The organism is Rhodococcus qingshengii JCM 15477, from assembly GCF_023221595.1.
GTDB classification, from domain to species: domain Bacteria; phylum Actinomycetota; class Actinomycetes; order Mycobacteriales; family Mycobacteriaceae; genus Rhodococcus_F; species Rhodococcus_F qingshengii.
This window is the reverse complement of sequence record NZ_CP096563.1, coordinates 2441210-2458371: the sequence shown is the minus strand read 5'-3', so window position 1 is coordinate 2458371 and position 17162 is coordinate 2441210. Positions and strand designations below refer to the sequence as shown.

The following is a 17162-nucleotide window of genomic DNA, read 5'->3' as shown; positions in this document are numbered from 1 at the left end:
CCGATCCGTCCCACCGCTTAATGTGAGCCCATGCGCATCGCTGCTGCCGTCATCGGCTTCCTGACCATCGCCGCGGTAAGCGGTTGCTCCGCTTCGTCCGACTCCCCCGAGGACAAGACGGATCCCTCCGGTCGTGTGTTCATCTCGACCTCCGTGGATGGAACACAAATTCCCGGCGGCGGCCCGCTGACTCTCGACTTCAGCCAGGCCGGTCGAGTGTCCGCGAGCGCCGGATGCAACACGGCAAACGGTTCGGTCGAGTTCACCGACGGCAAGCTGACCACCGGCACCATGGCGTCGACCATGATGGGCTGCCCTCCCGGCATCGCCGAATCCGACTCCTGGACAACAACATTGCTGACCGCTGCGCCGGCGTGGAGCCTCGACGGCGACACCCTCGTCCTGACATCGAAGGACGCCACAGTCACCCTGCAGGACAAGAAAATCGTCACGCCGGATCGACCGCTGCAGGGCACGACGTGGACTGTCACGTCCCTCATCAGTCCCGATGCGATCAGTACGAGCCTGGCTCTGGAGACGTCAGCTCCCGAACTGACGATTGCCGCAGACGGTTCGGTCAGCGGGAGCACCGGATGCAATCGCATGACCGGAAGCGCCCAGACGTCCGACACCACAGTCACGTTCACGCCGATGGCAACCACGCGTATGGCTTGCCCCGAGGAGAACATGGACATCGAGCGCCAGATCCTGGCGGTGCTCGACGGCGAAGTGAGCTACACCGTCGACGCCGACACGCTGACCCTGCGCAAGCCCGACGACACCGGATTGATACTGACTGCGCAGGCTTGACCAGACGCTGCAGGCTCGATCAGACGTTGTCGAGCAGCCAGCGCCCCAACTCGCGGGCGCTGGCATCGATCATCGCGGGCCAGTCCAAGGCCGAGTCGTCCGCGTGATCGCTGACGTGTTTGACGAGTCGGCAGGTAGCACCCGCAGCCTGCGCGGCGAATGCGATGGCAAACCCCTCCATGTCGACCAGATCGGCTCGCTGTGCAAGGGCGTCCCGGGTTGCAGCGTCGGCGATGAATGCGTCGCCGGTCGCCAACACCGAGTCGTCACCGCCGGCGAGCACCAAACGGTCCGCGACGTCGTGCCCCAGCGCTCGGATCGCGGTGCTGCTGATGTCGTGATTGATGACGACGCCGGGAACATAGAGGCCGCCGTGGTGCGCGTGCAGCGCACCGGCTGTCCCGATGTTGACGACCAGCGGCAGATCATCCCGCTCGTCCCGCGCGAGAGCAGAGGCGACTGCTGTTGCAGCACTGACCTTTCCAATCCCCGTGATCAGCAGTTCGTATCCTTGCGGCACGTATGCCGCTTCCGACTTCGTCGCACTGACCACCAGAACGTTGTTCGCACTCATGTGCGCGACCGTACCGCCCCGGATACGGTGGCACTGCACGCGCCTGCTCACATCGCTAGAGTCCATTCATGGCCACACTGCGTGAAAGCATCATCGAAGAACTCGGCACAAAGCCGACAATCGACGCCGCAGCGGAGGTTCGCGCGCGAGTCCAGTTCCTGAAGGACTACGTGCGCTCGACCCCCGCCAAAGGGTTCGTTCTGGGAATCAGCGGCGGTCAGGACAGCACGCTCGCCGGAGCCCTCGCCCAACGCGCGGTCACGGAACTTCGCGAAGAGGGCCTCGAGGCCGAGTTCGTCGCCGTTCGACTCCCGTATGGCGCTCAGGCCGACGAATCCGATGCTCAGATCGCGCTCGGCTTCATCAAGCCGGACCGCTCTCTCACGGTCAACGTCAAGCCTGGCGCCGACGCGACAGCCCGTGAGGCCTCCGAGGCGCTGGGAAACGGCGAACTGCGCGACTTCGTCCGCGGCAACATCAAGGCGCGCGAACGAATGGTCATCCAGTATGCGATTGCCGGTCAGCTCGGCTACCTCGTGATCGGTACCGACCACGCCGCAGAAGCGATTACCGGCTTCTTCACGAAATTCGGTGACGGCGGTGTCGACATCACGCCGCTCACCGGCTTGAGCAAACGCCAGGGCGCTGCATTGCTGCAGGAATTGGGCGCACCCGAGAGCACGTGGCGCAAGGTGCCGACCGCCGACCTCGAGGACGACCGACCCGCGCTACCCGACGAAGTTGCCCTCGGCGTCACGTACTCACAGATAGACGACTACCTCGAAGGAAAGGACGTTTCCTCCGAGGTAGCCGAGAAGCTCGAGAAGATGTTCACCAACACTCGTCACAAGCGCACGGTGCCGGTCACACCCCTCGATGACTGGTGGAAGTAACTCCTACCAGAGCTCTTACCAGCGACTAGCTACCGAACAGGCTGCCGAAGACGTCGCCCAGCGAACCCGTTCCCGAAGCCGGATCCTTCTTCGCGAAGTTGGTGGTGCATCCGTTGAACTGCACTGCATCGACCAGCGTCGACGTGGCGGCGGAACCGGTGCCCACACTGACGCCGTAGTGGTCGACTACCGCGTTCGGGTTCGCGGCGACGATGTCAGCCAAAGGCACTGACACGCGGTCCTTGGCGCCGTCGATGTTCTGAGTGCTCCACCACACGCCCTTCTGGAGATCCGCGTGAACGCCGCCGTCAGCTGTCGGCGTGGCGTCGGGTCCCGGGACCCACACCAGGGTGGTGAATCCGTTCTCGAACTTTCCGCCGGTCGTTCCGGTGAGGCGGAGCTGGAACGCCGCAGTCGGCGTGGCGGCGCGCTCGGCAAAGCCGATCGCCTTGCCGACTGCGTCGGACAGCTTGATACCGCCGGCCGAATGGTAGGAAACCGAACGATCGCCGGTACCGTCAACGGCCAGCTTCAGTGAGCCGTCCTTGTCGAGAACGTTGTCGGCCGAGTACGACGCGGTCTGATCCTTCTCGTCGGTGAACGGGATGCCCCAACCGTTCGGCGTCGCTTCGGTGGACAGGGTCGAGCAGGAGGCTTCCGGCGCAGAAGAGCCGAGAGAACCGGTGGACGGAAGCGCAGTAGCAATTGCCGGAGCGGTGAGTGCAGCTGCCCCGAGGAGTGCTACGACGACTCCGACACGGCGCGTGGAATTAATCGACATTGAAATACCTTTCACATATCCCGAGTGGAATTGCGCCAAAATTAACACATGTCGACAATTACCAACAGCGAAGGTATTTCTTTTGTCATCCAAACAGATGACAATTCACCTTGGCAATTCGAAGTGCATTCGCTCCCCCAAAAGTAGGAGAAACTAAACAAAACGACCAATGCTGGACAATTGACCAACAATGGAGAAAACGGAGATAGATGCCACTTGAGCTGGAGTGATCAAGATATGAATATTTGGACCGGCAAACCGAAAAAGGACAATACGTCGGCAGCCCACAAATAGCTACGCCGGCAATTCTCGAACTAGCCTCCAGCGAAAGGCGGAAGAATATCGACAGCGCTACCGGAGGCTCGAGAGACGTCGCGGGTCAACTCGTCACCGACGAGGAAAGCCGAGACCGACAGCACTCGCTCCATCTCCGGTCCGTATCGCCCGACCAGCACCGCCACCAACTCGGCAAGTGTGTTGTCAGGCGAGATGGCGACTACCTCGCTACGGCAACCGGATACATCCGCTGCAGCAGCAAAGTAACGAACCGAGATCGAATGCGGATCAGCCACCGATCGCTCCCATACTTCTTTCCGGCGGAACGAAGTCCGCGGCGTCGATGCCGTGCCCAGCCCACTTGTTCCACATCGCACCGCGCCACAAATCCGCTAGTTCGTCGTCACTTGCTCCGGCCCTGAGCGCGGCACGCAGATCAACTTCACGGTCACTGAACAGACATGACCGAATTGTTCCCTCTGCGGTCATTCGCGTCCGATCGCATTCACTGCAGAACGAGCGGGTCACGGAAGCGATGATCCCTACCGTCATCGTGGTCCCGTCGACACGCCATTCTTCGGCAGGAGCCGACGGATCTTCACGGCCGATTGCTTCCAATTCGAAACGGCTTCCCAAAACGGACAACAATTCAGCCGCGGTCACCATGTTCTCGCGTGCCCATGCATGGTCTGCGTCCAGAGGCATTTGCTCGATAAAGCGCAATTCGACGCCGGCTTCGAGGCACCACTGCAAAAGATCCGCCGCGCCGTGGAGCGTTTCACGCATCAGCACCGCATTGATCTTCAGTGGCGCGAGCCCGGCCGCAGCTGCCGCTCGAATTCCCGCGAGAACGGACGGCAACCTGTCTCGACGCGTCAATTCAGCGAAATGGGCGCGATCAACCGAATCCAGGGAAACATTGATGCGAGTCAAACCAGCTGCAGCCAACTTCGCCGCACGATGTTCGAGCCCAACGGCGTTGGTAGTCATGGAAAGTGGAATTCCTGGCACGCGCGCGGCGCACCCCCCGATGATCTTTTCGAGGTCACTACGCATCAGCGGTTCGCCGCCGGTGAATCTCACCTCGCGAATACCGACTCGTTCGACGCCGATTCCGACTACTCGAATGATCTCGTCGGCACTCAGAAGATCTTCCGCAGCGATGGCCGGCAAGCCTTCCTCCGGCATGCAATACGTGCAACGAAGTGAACACTTCTCGGTGATCGAGACTCGCAGATCTCTGGCAACACGCCCGAACCTGTCGACCAGGAGATCCGTCTCGGGACGACCGGCGAGGGAGGCAGCGTCGAACCGCACGGTGGGAATTCCCATCGAGACCACTGTCATCACTTCACCAACTTCCGTATTGCTCCAGTATGACCGAAAGCCGTACTCCGTGTGTCGGACGGACCACACCGCCTAGGATCAAAACATGTCGAGGTTGTCGAGGTTACTGTCATGAGCGCGCGTTCGGTCGAGGAACACGCGTCGCACATCTCCGGATTGCTCACCGGCCTGCACACCCTCTCTCCGACGGCAGTTCCGACGGCAGAAGCGTTGGGGCGCATAACTTGCTCGGATATCGCATCGCCGGTAGACCTGCCACTCTTCCGCAACTCGCAGATGGACGGGTATGCCGTCGATGCTGCTTCTGTGGCCTCGGTTCCGACCACACTGACGGTTCGAGGCGTGATCGCCGCTGGAAGCGGAAAACCACCGAAACACCTTCCAGGATCGGCATTTCGCATCATGACCGGTGCTCCGCTCCCCGAGGGTGCCGACGCCGTTGTTCCGGTCGAGGACACAACGGGTGTCACCGAGCACGTCGTCACGATCGAACGGGGCAGGTCGGTAGGCGAATTCGTACGCGAACGTGGCAGCGACATCACCGCCGGAATGCTACTGGTCACGGCCGGAACACACTTGGAACCTCGCCATATCGCCGCGCTGAGTGCTGTGGGCTTGGCCTCGCTCGACACCTACACGAAGCCACGGGTCGCGATAATTACGACGGGCGCCGAACTGAAAAGTGCCGGAACAACTCTCGAACCCGGTGAGATCTACGATTCCAACGGTCCAGCTTTGGCAACATTGGCCGAAGCCAACGGCGCCGATGTCGTATCCGTCGCCCGAAGCAGCGACGACCCCGCCGAGTTCCGCGAATTGCTCTCGTACGCAACCTCGGTCGCTGATCTGGTGTTCACCTCCGGCGGAGTGTCCATGGGCGACTTCGAGGTGGTGAAGGAAACTCTCACGCCTCTGGGAGCACACTTCGGCCACGTCGCAATGCAGCCGGGCGGTCCGCAAGGCACTGCAGTGGTGAACGAAGTGCCGGTACTGAGCTTCCCGGGCAACCCGGTGAGCACGATGGTCTCCTTCGAGGTCTTCGCACGGGGCGAACTGCGCCGGGCCGCGGGCCTGCCCGAGATCCCGCGCGAGCGACTCCCGTTGACTGCACCGCTGCGTTCGGTGGACGGCAAGCGGCAGTTCCTGCGGGCACGCAGAACTGCGGACGGAATCGAACTCGTTGCCGGACCCGGATCGCACCTTGTTGCAGCCATGGCGTGGGCCGACGTCCTGATCGACATCCCCGCCGCCGTGACCGAGCTCGGCGCGGGCGATCTCGTCGACGTCGTCCCGCTCTCGACTTCCTCGATCTGATTCACTCGATCTGATTCAAAGGACACTGATGACCGAATTGACACACGTCGACAGCGAGGGCCGAGCGCGCATGGTCGACGTCAGCGCCAAGGCCGAGACGACGCGTATCGCCGTCGCTGCCGGCGAACTCGTCACGACCGCCGAGGTAGTTCGCCTCGTCCGCGCCGACGGCATGCCCAAGGCTGATGTCCTCACCACCGCGCGCATCGCCGGAATCGCCGGTGCGAAGAAGACCTCCGAACTGATCCCGCTGTGTCATCAACTCGCGCTCTCGTCGGTCAAGGTGGAATTCGGGTTCACCGAAACATCGATCACCGTCGAGGCGACGGCGAAGACTCGCGGACAGACCGGCGTCGAGATGGAAGCACTCACCGCCGTCGCGGTAGCCGGCCTGACCTTGCACGACATGGTCAAAGCGGTGGACCCCGGAGCTACCATGAACGGTGTTCGTCTGCTCACCAAAGACGGTGGTAAGCGCGGACATTGGACCCGCGACACTCAGAACGCACAGACAGCTCCGGCGCACACCTTCACCTCGGCACGGTCCGCGACCGTCCTCGTGGCTTCCACCGGCGGTGCGAACGGCACCAGACCCGACACCACCGGACCCACGATCGCGACCTGGCTACGTGAACGGGACTTCGAGGTACGTGGACCGCTTGTGTACGCCGACGCAGACATCGCGGCGGGCATCGCTGACGCCAAGGAGGGCTCCCCGTCACTCGTCATCAGTACCGGCGGCACCGGGGCTTCCCCCACGGATGCCACCCCGGAAGCTACCCGGGCAGTCTTGACCCGTGAGTTGCCCGGCGTCGCAGAAGCGATCCGGACCAAGGGCCTCGAGAAGACACCGCACGCGTCGCTGAGCCGTGGTGTGGCAGGTCTCACAGGTACGACGGTCATCGTCAATCTTCCGGGTTCTCCCGGTGGAGTGAAGGACGGTCTCGCCGTCCTCGGACCCATCATCGATCACCTGCTCGCGCAGGTCGCAGGCGGAGGAGCGCACGATGAGTGAGCTATTGGCTCGGATCTCCGAGCAACCGATTCACGCAGACACCGTCGACGCCGCCGTTGCCGGTCCGAAGAACGGCGCTGTTGTGGTGTTCACGGGAACGGTGCGCAATCACGATGGAGGTCAAGCGGTTTCGGCGTTGGAGTACCAAGCGCATCCGGATGCCGAACGCTTCCTCGAGACGTGCTGCCAAGAGGTTGCGGCCTCGACCGGCCTGCCGGTTGCTGCGATCCATCGCGTCGGTCACCTCGAGATCGGTGATCTCGCACTGGTCGCCGCCGTCGCCGCGCCGCATCGAGCGGAGGCGTTTGCCGCGTGCGCCGAACTGGTGGAGCGCATCAAGCACGAGGTACCGATCTGGAAGCGGCAACACTTCGCGAACGGCGTCTCCGAATGGGTCGGGTTGTAGGTCGAACGCTCCGGGAAGGTAGAGTTGCGATCACTAGGTGCCTGAAATCGGGCATCCAGCGTCGTAGAACGCAAATTTTCTTGCTGAGTGCTCAATGCACCCGCTCTTCTTACGGCGAAGAAGCCTGCCGACCGGCAGCGCCGCCACCACTGTGCTTGATTGTTCGACCGGTTAATTCCCGTGTCGGCATCCGGGCACGAACACGTGCCCGAAAGGCTCTGAACACACTTGTCTGACATCTCTACGCCCGCTACCACCTTCGCAGCCCTCGGTGTGCGCGCACCGCTGGTGAAAGCTCTCGAAGACGGCGGAATCACTTCTCCGTTCCCGATCCAGATCGACACCCTCCCCGACACTCTCTCGGGGCGCGACGTACTGGGCCGCGGAAAGACCGGAAGCGGCAAGACCCTCGCGTTCTCCATCCCCATGGTCTCCCGCCTCGCCGGCGAACTGTCCGGAGGAAAGCGTCGTCCGGGTCGACCGCTCGGCCTGGTGCTCGCACCGACGCGTGAGCTCGCCACCCAGATCACCGCAACCCTCGAACCGTTGGCCGCCGCATACGACTTGCGCGTAACCACGATCTTCGGTGGTGTCTCGCAGCACCGCCAGGTTCAGGCTCTCAAGGCCGGAGTCGACATCGTCGTCGCCTGCCCCGGTCGCCTCGAAGACCTCATGAAGCAGAAGTTCGTCAGTCTCGACGCCGTCGAGATCACCGTGCTCGACGAGGCCGACCACATGGCCGACCTCGGCTTCCTGCCCGTCGTCACCCGCATCCTCTCGTCCACCCCGCAGGACGGGCAGCGTCTACTGTTCTCGGCAACGCTGGACAACGGCGTCGACAAGCTCGTCAAGCGTTTCCTCAAGAACGAGGTCATGCATTCGGTCGACGAGGCCAACTCCCCCGTCGCCGCAATGACGCACCACGTGTTCGACGTCGACGGCGTCGAAGCCAAGAAGGCTCTGGTCGAGAAGCTCGCTTCCGGTACCGGTCGTCGCATCCTGTTCATGCGCACCAAGCACCAGGCTCGCAAGTTGGCTCGCCAGCTCACCGAGTCGGGCATCCCGTCCGTTGACCTTCACGGCAACCTCTCGCAGGCTGCTCGCGACCGTAACCTGGCGGCATTCTCCGCCGGTGAAGCGCGCGTCCTCGTCGCCACCGACGTCGCAGCGCGTGGCGTCCACGTCGACGACGTCGAGTTGGTCGTCCACGTCGATCCGCCGGCCGAGCACAAGGCTTACCTGCACCGCAGTGGTCGCACCGCTCGCGCAGGCAGCGCCGGCGACGTGGTCACCGTGGTTCTGCCCGAGCAGCGTAAGGATCTTGCGATCCTCATGCGCAAGGCAGCCATCAAGGTGACCCCGGTCCGTTCGACTGCCAACTCCGAGCACGTCGTCAAGTTGGTCGGCGACATCGCACCGCACGTCACGCCGGCTCCGAAGGCTCCTGCCCAGCCGAACGGTGGACGCGGGCAGCGTCCCGCCGGCCAGGGTGGACGCGGCGGCGCAGCACGTTCGGGTCAGGCTCGCTCCGGACAGGGCGGTCAGTCACGCGGTGCTCGCACCGGCGGAGCTGCTCGTCAGGAACATGCAGGCGGCGGCGCTCGCCGTCCCCGCACCGGCGGCGGCGCTCGCACCGCAGGCTCCACCGGGGGCCGTCCCGCTCGCTAGGCCACCCGGTACAACTCAATAGGTTTCGTAGTGGACAGCGTCGGCCAATGGCCGGCGCTGTCGCCATCCGAAGCGCTCGAGATCCGGAACCTGTTGAAACTCGGTCACCTTCCCGACGCACAGCCACGCAATGGGGCGAACGGGTGACGGAATGCCCATGAGTTCGGTGAGGTACTTCTCGTCGTAGAACGAAACCCAGCCGATGCCGATCTCCTCGGCTACCGCGGCGAGCCACAAATTCTGAATTGCCAGTACCGCCGAGAACAGCCCGGTGTCGTCGACGGTATGACGGCCGAGGATGTTCGGGCCACCGCGCGACGGGTCGTAAGTGACGACGATGCCGGTACCACTCTCGGCGATTCCCTCGATCTTGATGGGGTCGAACGTCGAGCGGCGATCCTCGGGCAAGGACTGCGCGAATTTCACCCGGGCATCGGCGACGTGTGCCGCAAAGGTGTCGAGCGTCTCCGGATTACGAACGACGACAAAATCCCACGGTTGCGTGTTTCCCACGCTCGGCGCGCGATGGGCGGCGTCGAGAATGCGCATCAGAGTTTCGTCGGGGACGATCTCTCCCGAGAACTCGGCGCGAACGTCTCGCCGTCGCCGAATCGCTTCGTACACGGATACAGCTGATTCACTCACGCCCCGACGGTATAGCGGTGCAATCCCAGCATGGCGTCGGGGTGCGGTTCGACCGTTTCTTCGCGCACGCAGGCGCGGAGCGCGCTGCCGACCGCCCCCGAATCCATCCCGGTACCGATCACGACCAGTTGCGTGGTTCGAGGTTCGCCCGACTTCCATCGCAGCGGCGTGATCCGGACATGATCACCCACCGATTGGATCTCGAATTTTCCTGTGTAGCCCGGAATCTCGAAGTTCACGAAGCCCTTGATGCGGTAAACACCCGACGGCTGATTCTCGAGAAAGTGCGTCAGAGCCCTGGCATCGAGAGGCGTCTCCGATGCGAAATCAACCGATTCGTAGCGGTGGTGCAGGTGATCGTGGTGACACGAGCCGTCCTCGTGATCGTCGTCGTGCCCGTCGCGCAGGAGCTCGTCGAGGCTCAGTTGATCGCCCGGAGCCGGAGGGGTCACCTCGCCGGTATCGAACAACAGAGCGGGGTCTATCCGCGAGTGCGAGGTTTCCACCATCGGCGCTCGCGGATTCAACTTATGAATTTCGGCCGTGAATCGCTCGCGTTCGGCGACCGGAACGCTGTCGATCTTGTTGACTACCACCAGGTCTGCCAGGCGGACATGTTGATCGAGCTCGGGATGTTCGCGGCGAACGGTGGAGAAATTGGCTCCGTCGACCAGGACTACCAGGCCGCCGTAGACGACCGACGGGTTCTCACTTCCGAGGACGAGTCGAATCATGTTCCGCGGCTCGGCAAGCCCGCTGGCCTCGATGACGATCACGTCGATCCCGGACTGCCGGTGCGCCAACTTGTTCAGCATCTCGTCCATGTCCGAGACGTCGACAGCGCAGCACAAACAGCCGTTGCTGAGAGAGACCATCGAATCGACCTGACCGGCGACCATCATCGAGTCGATGTTGACGGAGCCGAAGTCGTTGACGATCACGCCGATGCGTACACCGTCGTTGTTACGCAGAAGATGGTTGAGCAGCGTCGTCTTGCCCGAACCGAGAAAGCCTGCGACGACTATTACGGGAATCTGCTTCTTCGCCACCACACAACCTTCCGAAACCACACGTACCGATCAGTGATCGTAGTGGAGTGTGGCTCCGGAAGGTTCACGCTGACAGCAGACTCACACCGTGCAGAGCGGACGGATGTCCGACGTGCCCTCGGTGGTCGGTGACGTCAGGATCGTGCATGCGTTGTATCCACGGGATTCGGCGACCCGGCGGATCTCACTCCAGCCTGCCGCGTCGATGACCGCCGACCGTGAGAGCACGAACCCGGAAAGCCTGAGCGGATCGCCCACCAGTGCCCACGAATAGTCGTCGGCAATGTAGGTGACGATGTAGTTGGGTGGGCCGTCCAAGCTTTCCTGTGAGGGCACCCCGGGGAAGCTCACATGCAACTGGGCACCCGTTGCTGGATCGGTAACCCGGGCATTCCCGACGATCTCGTTGGCTTGACCGGTCCACGTCGTACACGTGTTCTTCACGCTCACGTTCGTGGAATCGACAATCCCGTAACTCGCCCGGGTGTCCTTCGCGCACGCGAGGTTGAAGGGCTGAGGAATCGCCGCCACCTGGTTCCATTCCCCTACGTAGCGCGCGACGTCCAGGTTCGCCACCGGCTGCAAGGGTTCCCAGATTGGGCTCGCCTGCGCGGTTCCCGAAAACATCGTCACTGCGGCGCACACTCCCGCAATCGCAATCGCACTTCGCCCCGACCACTTCATGTCACTGCTCCTCGTCTGCACAACGCTCGATCGGCATTGGTTCCTCAAGACATTCGGAGCTGACGGACTGGAGGATGGGGCGGTATGTAAAACTACTTTTGGTTTGTTATGGACCTACTTCACAAACCTTATGTAGTCTTTGCTAAAAGATAGCTGAAAGTCGGACGGAGCTACTGTGATGAAGGTTGTCGACTTAGGTCTAGAACGCACTCGCTATGCAGTCATCGACGAGACGATCGAGTCGAGGTGGCGCCGCGTCACCTCTATGCAGCACGACGCCGTTGCCGTCGTGACTCCGCGCGACCGGATCACTTTCGCCGAACTCGAACTCCGGACCGACGCATTGGTCCGCGAACTTCGCCTACGTGGGTCACACGGGGCACGCCCGGTTGCGGTCGATCTCGAACCAACGGCCGAGTCGGTGCCCGCCATCCTCGCCACTCTGATTTCCGGTCGGCCCTTGGTCATGATCGACCCACAACTCCCCGAGGCCCGCCGAGCGCACATCATGAGCACCTCGGGCGCCGTCGCGCTGCAGTCGATACTCGACGAGTCTGCTGCGACGGGCTTCAGATTCGACAGCGCGTTGGAACCATCGAGTTCCGACCCTGCCATGATCGCGTTCACGTCAGGCACCAGCGGGGCACCCAAGGGAGTCGTGTTGAGCCACTCCATGTGCCTGAACAAGGCCGACGAACTTGCCGCAGCAATCGACCTGCGACCCGATGATCACATCGGGAACCTGTTGCCCGTCAGTTTCGGAGCCGGAATCACGGCCCTGATCATGGGCCTGATGAACGGAGTCACGGTCTTCTGCTGGGATCCACGTATCGACGGCGTCTCGGGAATCGACGACTGGCTGATCGAGAATTCGATCACGACCACGCACTGTGCGCCGTCCTTTCTGCGGGCGTGGTCGGATCTCGATTGCGATGCAGCAAATGATGATTCGATCGGTTCCCTACGCGTCGTCGTAACGTACGGGGAAGCAGTTCACGGCGAGGACTACGCGCGCCATCGCAGTCACGGCTTCGCTCGCGTCACGTACGTCAACTGGCTGGCCACCACCGAGACCGGTGTCGTCGCGTACAACGCGTTCCCACCACATTCCGAACTACCCGTCGGAGTGGTACCGGCCGGACGTGCTCGCGACGGCAAGGACGTACAGATCGTCGATGTGAACGGCGTGCCTCTCCCCGACGGAGAGATCGGAGAGATTCAGGTTGTCTCCAGTGATCTTGCCGACGGATACCACGGCGACCCGGATCGAACTGCAACACGATTCACGCGCCTGGGCGACGGAGTGAGCATCTACCGGACCGGTGACCGGGGCCGCATCGACGAACGCGGAGAACTGCAACTTCGGGGACGCGTCGACGACGCCGTCAAGATTCGGGGCTACCTGGTGGAACCGATGGAAGTCGAGGCGCATATTCGTCGAATTCCCGGCGTCGCCGATGTTTTCGTGGCCGTCGTCCTCGAGAACGATCGACCGGAGATCGTCGCCTACGTGGTCCTGACCAAAGCCGTGATGGCACGGTCGGGCGCCGAGATGCGGCGCGAATTGGCGACATATCTGCCGGCCTGGATGCTCCCCCGACATTTTGTTCTGATGCCGGCGTTGCCCCTCAACGAAAGAGGAAAGGTCGATCGAACAGCGCTGCCCTCCGTCGAGGTGCGGTCCACTCCACCGACTCTCGCCGGGCCCGCCGAATTGTGGTTGTCCTCGATCTGGGAGTCGATTCTCGGTATCGACTCCATCGACCGTGAGGACGACTTCTTCGAACTCGGCGGCGACTCGCTTGCTTCAACCGAAGTGGTGGCAAAGATTCACGACATGTTCCGGATCCGGATCACGGCGGCGGAGTTCGCGGCCGCCAGTACCGTCAAAGACCTTGCAGCGCTGGTGGATCGGCGCAGAATCGATCCCGATGATCGCGTCTGTCACAACACGATGGTGCCACTGAAGCTCGAAGGCTCCGGGCGACCGCTGTTCATCATGAACGGAGCGGGGTGCCCATCGACGACGCTGTCCACCTTGTCGAAAGCGCTTCACACCGATCGGCCGGTTTACGCACTTCAGCCACACGGCTTCGAATCTCGCGGACTACCCGACCGGTCGGTGAAAGCAAGCGCCCGCCGTTTCATTTTCGAAATCAAGAAGATTCAGCCCACCGGGCCATACCTCCTCGCCGGATACTCGTACGGCGGCTACGTGGCGCTGGAAATGGCGACACAGCTGTCCGAGTCAGGTGACACTGTCGAACACGTCACCGTTCTCGACACCAGAATCTCCACCGAGGCTGCCGCACGACTGGCTGGTCGAGCGGGCATCACTTTGGATCCGTCGATCGTCGACCTTGCACCACAACCATCCACCAATGCCCTCTGGAAGCCGACCAGACGCACCGTCGCGGCCATGTGGATCCGCACGCTGTTCGCCGGCATTCTGCAGTACCCGCCGGCCACCCAGTGGACCGTGTTCCTCTACATCGGAGGCCAGGCGCTCCGGAAGCATCGGATACGAGCATGCGCCGCGCCCGTCACCGTGATCCGTGGAGCCACCAACAACCGTGGACGCGAGATCTGGTCACTCATTGCCACAGGCTCACTGGATTTCGACGACGTCGACGCGTGCCACGAAGACGTCGTCCGCCAACCGTACGTCCGCAAGACTGCGGCGATCATCGATCGAGTCTGTGATCGAGCGTGACCAGCGCTGCTCATGTCCAGCTGTAGAAGAAAGAGCGGCGCGGAGTGAGTGCCCAGTCGGTCGTCGATGAACACACTCGTTCCTTGACGAACGCACCCGCCCTGCCTGCGATGAACATGCCCGTTGCGTCGTCGACACGAGTGGTCCGCTGGAACACACCTCGCCGCCTCCCGAGACTGATGCACCGGCCTGCGAACTTCGGAGCCACCGGGCGCGGCGCGGAACCTTCGAGTCGATGCAGGATCGTCTCGGCCGCATGGACTCCCAAGGGAATCGCAGCCTGACAACTCATCCTCAGTGAAAGATCACCGACTGCGACAGCATCACCCGCACCGACGATTTTGGGGTGGGACGAGCATTCGAGTCGGTCGTCGACCTTCAGACGACCGAGACCGTCGACGGGAAGGCCACTTCGGCGCGCCAGATCGGGGACCCCGAATTCTGTCGCGAGAATCGTGCAATCTGCCTCCACCCGTGCGCCTCCCGCAAGCTCGCAGGACGAACCGTCAATCCGTGTAACCCGGGATTCGGTGACGATGTCGACCCCAAGATCGGTCAATGTTCTGAGAATTGCAGATCGCGCACGCTCTGACAGATCCGGGGCCACGATTCCTCCGGTCACCAAAGTGATTCGGCTGCTTCGCTGCTCAGCCAATTCTGCGGCAGTCTCGATTCCGGTGAGACCGCCGCCGACAACGCAGACCGTAGCCTTCCCGTCGAGTGTCGCCATTCTGGATTCGAGGCGAACCGCGTCCTCGAATTCGGAGACGCTGAACCCGTGGTCCGCCGCCCCGCCGATAGTGCTGGGTAACTGCCTACTTCCGACTGCGTAGACCAAGTAGTCGTAGTCGAGCACGCTGCCGTCGTCGAGGGTAAGCCTGCTGACCGCGGCGTCGATGTCCGTCACCGTCCCGAATACTCGGTGTGCAGTACGCGGCAAGGCCCTGTCGAACGAGACCGTCGCGTCGTAGCCAGCCGCAATCATCTGATGGAGCCTGATTCTTTGCACGAAGTGTGGGCGCGGATTCACGACGCTCACCGTGATGTCCGACCGAGTTCGCAGCAGTCGCTTCGCTGCCATGACGCCCGCATATCCTGCCCCGATTATCGCCACGTGTGCACTCATGGTTCTCCGTTCCGCCGACGGTCCCCATGCCGAGAATGCACGGGATGATCAAGCCTCACCGCGGACAGTATTGCGCACGAAACAACAAATGCTCTGCACCGATTGGTGCAGAGCATTTGTTCGGGTGGAGCTAAGGGGACTCGAACCCCTGACCCCCACACTGCCAGTGTGAATCGACCTGTAAGCGTGCGTTCAGTGCGTTCCGAAACGTCCACGCTTTCAGTCTTTTCCGTCTGATGTGTCTAGTACGTGTGCCGCAGTAGTCAGGTGTCCTAGGACAGCAGTAGGACACGCTCAGGCGATGACGCCCGCGCCTCGATGGTCCTGACTGCCGACGTCGATCGCACCTCTTGAGACAATGCGTCCAGTTGGTCTGGTTTGATCTGAGCATGAATCCTCGTGTACCTGCACTGTTGTTGAGTGCCATCGCGGCGAGCGTCCTCGCTACATCTTGTTCATCGACCGACGACGGCGCGGCGCGCCCCGAAGCGTCATCGCAGTCCGTCACGGCCTCAGCCGATCTAACGAACAAGCGTGGGGCTGTCGAGGTCGACCTCGGCCAGCGAGCTGAGGTGAAGGATGAAACCGGCGCGCTCTTGCTCGCCGTGTCCGACACAGCTCTCTCGATCGAGGGCTGTCCGCTCAACAGTGAGCATCCTGGACTCGTCAGCAAGAATCGATTCTCCGCATTCATTGAGATCGGTGCTGCGCCAAGCACTGAGTGGCTGTGGCCTTCCGATTTCTACTACGTCGACGCTGGCGGCAAAGTCGTCAAGAATATCGCGTTGTCTGACGCGAATCCCTGTTCGAGCCCGGGGAGTAGCAAGTTCATCGACCTACCCGCCAATTCTTCCGCCGACGGCGCGGTGACACTCGACATTCCGCACACGGCGCGGTTCATCGGCTATCAGTCCAATCTCAGCGGGCAAGATGTTCGGATCGAGTGGCGGGTGCCGGAGGGAACGCTGGTCACCGCCACAGCTGAAAGCACCGCCTCGGCACCGAAGCCCACGACAGAAGCTCCGCAATCCGTACCGACGACGAATCCAGTCGATAAGCTGCCGAACCCGTACCCCAATTCGATTGATTCCGAAGGCAGAGCCACAGGAACTGGCGGTAGCGAACTCGTCGGGTGCGCTGATGCTTCGCTCTACCAGCCGGGCACCGGCATTTACAGCGACGGGTCTATGGACTACGCGGCTGAGTGCCTCCAAGGCGGATCGATGGCGAACTGAGATGGTGACAATACTGATCGCAGTTCTGGCGCTCCTCGTGGCGCTCGTGGCCTTGTTGCGGGACACCAGAGAGCACCGACGAAACCGGACAGCGGACGTTCAAGCGCTGATGTTTCAGAGCAACAGGTCAGGGGTGGTGACACATATCAACGGCGACCGAGGTTTGCGGAAGTTCGAGCCGTCGGTTCATGCTTCCGGTTTCGGTACTCGATACGACGTTCGGACCTACTTGTGGGTGGACGATCAAGTGGAGCCGAAATGGAAGGACCTCAGCCAGTCGGCCGACCGATTCGATAACACCAGCGAGCCGCTGCGTTGTGAGATTGAGGTCTACGACGACGATTCCGGCCGAGTGTGGTTTGGCATCGGACACAACGAGTCCCAGGTACGGGGGCTGTTCGCGCGGGACCACGTTCGCAGCGAGTTTGTACGGTCCAATCTCGTCGAGCCGAACGTGCAGGTCTGGCAGTGGTACCGGTTGAGTTCCGCTCGGAAATGGTGGCAGAGACAAACTCGATTTAAGTTCGGCGGCGGCGGCGTGCCCAAGCCGTTAGGACGATGGAAGGTTGTTTCGACGGACCGCACACGGCCTGAACAGTTTCCTACCTGGGATGGAGTAAGCCGAG

Annotated in this window: 16 protein-coding genes; 8 read left to right on the top strand and 8 right to left on the bottom strand. The window is 62.1% G+C overall.

Annotated elements, in window-relative coordinates:
- Positions 1-30 precede the first annotated feature (30 nt).
- A complete protein-coding gene (locus tag M0639_RS11295) occupies positions 31-810 on the top strand; it encodes an META domain-containing protein (protein ID WP_064075193.1) in 780 nt (259 codons plus the stop codon).
- A gap of 19 nt (positions 811-829) precedes the next feature.
- Here M0639_RS11295 and M0639_RS11290 read toward each other — a convergent pair whose 3' ends face one another.
- A complete protein-coding gene (locus M0639_RS11290; protein ID WP_064075207.1) occupies positions 830-1384 on the bottom strand; it encodes a nucleosidase in 555 nt (184 codons plus the stop codon).
- A 68-nt stretch (positions 1385-1452) separates the two neighbouring features.
- Here M0639_RS11290 and nadE point away from each other — a divergent pair, with 68 nt between their 5' ends.
- A complete protein-coding gene (nadE, locus tag M0639_RS11285) occupies positions 1453-2277 on the top strand; it encodes an ammonia-dependent NAD(+) synthetase (protein ID WP_064075192.1) in 825 nt (274 codons plus the stop codon).
- 25 nt (positions 2278-2302) lie between these two features.
- Here nadE and M0639_RS11280 read toward each other — a convergent pair whose 3' ends face one another.
- From M0639_RS11280 to moaA, 3 genes are all read right to left on the bottom strand, one after another.
- Positions 2303-3058: a hypothetical protein gene (locus M0639_RS11280; protein ID WP_003944763.1), complete on the bottom strand. Its 756-nt coding sequence runs from the start codon at positions 3056-3058 to the stop codon at positions 2303-2305.
- 314 nt (positions 3059-3372) lie between these two features.
- Positions 3373-3630, bottom strand: a complete 258-nt coding sequence (locus M0639_RS11275; RefSeq protein ID WP_003944706.1) for a MoaD/ThiS family protein — start codon at positions 3628-3630, stop codon at positions 3373-3375.
- Entirely contained in the window at positions 3623-4681 is a 1059-nt protein-coding gene (moaA, locus tag M0639_RS11270) for a GTP 3',8-cyclase MoaA (protein WP_007731315.1), read from the bottom strand. The genes M0639_RS11275 and moaA overlap by 8 nt, the downstream gene beginning before the upstream one ends.
- Before the next feature lie 111 nt (positions 4682-4792).
- Here moaA and M0639_RS11265 point away from each other — a divergent pair, with 111 nt between their 5' ends.
- From M0639_RS11265 to M0639_RS11250, 4 genes are all read left to right on the top strand, one after another.
- On the top strand, positions 4793-5995 hold the full coding sequence (locus tag M0639_RS11265) for a molybdopterin molybdotransferase MoeA (RefSeq protein ID WP_003944714.1): 1203 nt from the start codon (positions 4793-4795) through the stop codon (positions 5993-5995).
- A 28-nt stretch (positions 5996-6023) separates the two neighbouring features.
- Positions 6024-7010 carry a bifunctional molybdenum cofactor biosynthesis protein MoaC/MoaB gene (gene moaCB / locus M0639_RS11260; protein ID WP_054187785.1) on the top strand — a complete coding sequence of 329 codons (987 nt, stop codon included), beginning with the start codon at positions 6024-6026 and terminating at the stop codon, positions 7008-7010.
- Entirely contained in the window at positions 7003-7416 is a 414-nt protein-coding gene (locus tag M0639_RS11255) for a molybdenum cofactor biosynthesis protein MoaE (RefSeq protein WP_003944730.1), read from the top strand. The genes moaCB and M0639_RS11255 overlap by 8 nt, the downstream gene beginning before the upstream one ends.
- A gap of 228 nt (positions 7417-7644) precedes the next feature.
- Entirely contained in the window at positions 7645-9084 is a 1440-nt protein-coding gene (locus M0639_RS11250) for a DEAD/DEAH box helicase (protein WP_042450056.1), read from the top strand.
- A 15-nt stretch (positions 9085-9099) separates the two neighbouring features.
- On the opposite strand, the gene bluB is transcribed toward M0639_RS11250, so the two are convergent.
- The 3 genes from bluB to M0639_RS11235 all read right to left on the bottom strand — a co-directional run bounded on the left by bluB (position 9100) and on the right by M0639_RS11235 (position 11462).
- Positions 9100-9729 (bottom strand): 5,6-dimethylbenzimidazole synthase, encoded by a 630-nt coding sequence (gene bluB, locus M0639_RS11245; RefSeq protein ID WP_007731309.1) that lies wholly within the window; start codon positions 9727-9729, stop codon positions 9100-9102.
- Positions 9726-10778 (bottom strand): CobW family GTP-binding protein, encoded by a 1053-nt coding sequence (locus M0639_RS11240; protein ID WP_064075191.1) that lies wholly within the window; start codon positions 10776-10778, stop codon positions 9726-9728. Before M0639_RS11240 ends, bluB begins: the two co-directional genes overlap by 4 nt.
- A gap of 81 nt (positions 10779-10859) precedes the next feature.
- The gene (locus tag M0639_RS11235; protein ID WP_003942305.1) at positions 10860-11462 is read right to left on the bottom strand and encodes a lipocalin family protein; all 603 of its coding nucleotides are present in this window, start codon (positions 11460-11462) and stop codon (positions 10860-10862) included.
- Positions 11463-11640: 178 nt separating this feature from the next.
- On the opposite strand from M0639_RS11235, the gene M0639_RS11230 reads away from it, so the two are divergent.
- Positions 11641-14175 carry an AMP-binding protein gene (locus M0639_RS11230; RefSeq protein ID WP_064075190.1) on the top strand — a complete coding sequence of 845 codons (2535 nt, stop codon included), beginning with the start codon at positions 11641-11643 and terminating at the stop codon, positions 14173-14175.
- Positions 14176-14185: 10 nt separating this feature from the next.
- Here M0639_RS11230 and M0639_RS11225 read toward each other — a convergent pair whose 3' ends face one another.
- A complete protein-coding gene (locus tag M0639_RS11225) occupies positions 14186-15301 on the bottom strand; it encodes an NAD(P)/FAD-dependent oxidoreductase (protein WP_082893270.1) in 1116 nt (371 codons plus the stop codon).
- A 389-nt stretch (positions 15302-15690) separates the two neighbouring features.
- Between M0639_RS11225 and M0639_RS11220 the strand changes: the two genes are divergently transcribed.
- Positions 15691-16536, top strand: a complete 846-nt coding sequence (locus M0639_RS11220; RefSeq protein WP_042951463.1) for a hypothetical protein — start codon at positions 15691-15693, stop codon at positions 16534-16536.
- Positions 16537-17162 lie beyond the last annotated feature (626 nt).

Excerpts from the sequence above, each read along its gene's own strand:
- M0639_RS11235 (WP_003942305.1), bottom strand. The coding sequence starts at position 11,462 with ATGAAGTGGTCGGGGCGAAGTGCGATTGCGATTGCGGGAGTGTGCGCC.
- M0639_RS11230 (WP_064075190.1), top strand. The coding sequence starts at position 11,641 with ATGAAGGTTGTCGACTTAGGTCTAGAACGCACTCGCTATGCAGTCATC.
- M0639_RS11280 (WP_003944763.1), bottom strand. The coding sequence starts at position 3,058 with ATGTCGATTAATTCCACGCGCCGTGTCGGAGTCGTCGTAGCACTCCTC.
- M0639_RS11255 (WP_003944730.1), top strand. The coding sequence starts at position 7,003 with ATGAGTGAGCTATTGGCTCGGATCTCCGAGCAACCGATTCACGCAGAC.
- M0639_RS11220 (WP_042951463.1), top strand. The coding sequence starts at position 15,691 with ATGAATCCTCGTGTACCTGCACTGTTGTTGAGTGCCATCGCGGCGAGC.
- M0639_RS11225 (WP_082893270.1), bottom strand. The coding sequence starts at position 15,301 with ATGAGTGCACACGTGGCGATAATCGGGGCAGGATATGCGGGCGTCATG.
- moaA (WP_007731315.1), bottom strand. The coding sequence starts at position 4,681 with ATGACAGTGGTCTCGATGGGAATTCCCACCGTGCGGTTCGACGCTGCC.
- nadE (WP_064075192.1), top strand. The coding sequence starts at position 1,453 with ATGGCCACACTGCGTGAAAGCATCATCGAAGAACTCGGCACAAAGCCG.
- M0639_RS11295 (WP_064075193.1), top strand. The coding sequence starts at position 31 with ATGCGCATCGCTGCTGCCGTCATCGGCTTCCTGACCATCGCCGCGGTA.
- M0639_RS11290 (WP_064075207.1), bottom strand. The coding sequence starts at position 1,384 with ATGAGTGCGAACAACGTTCTGGTGGTCAGTGCGACGAAGTCGGAAGCG.
- M0639_RS11265 (WP_003944714.1), top strand. The coding sequence starts at position 4,793 with ATGAGCGCGCGTTCGGTCGAGGAACACGCGTCGCACATCTCCGGATTG.
- moaCB (WP_054187785.1), top strand. The coding sequence starts at position 6,024 with ATGACCGAATTGACACACGTCGACAGCGAGGGCCGAGCGCGCATGGTC.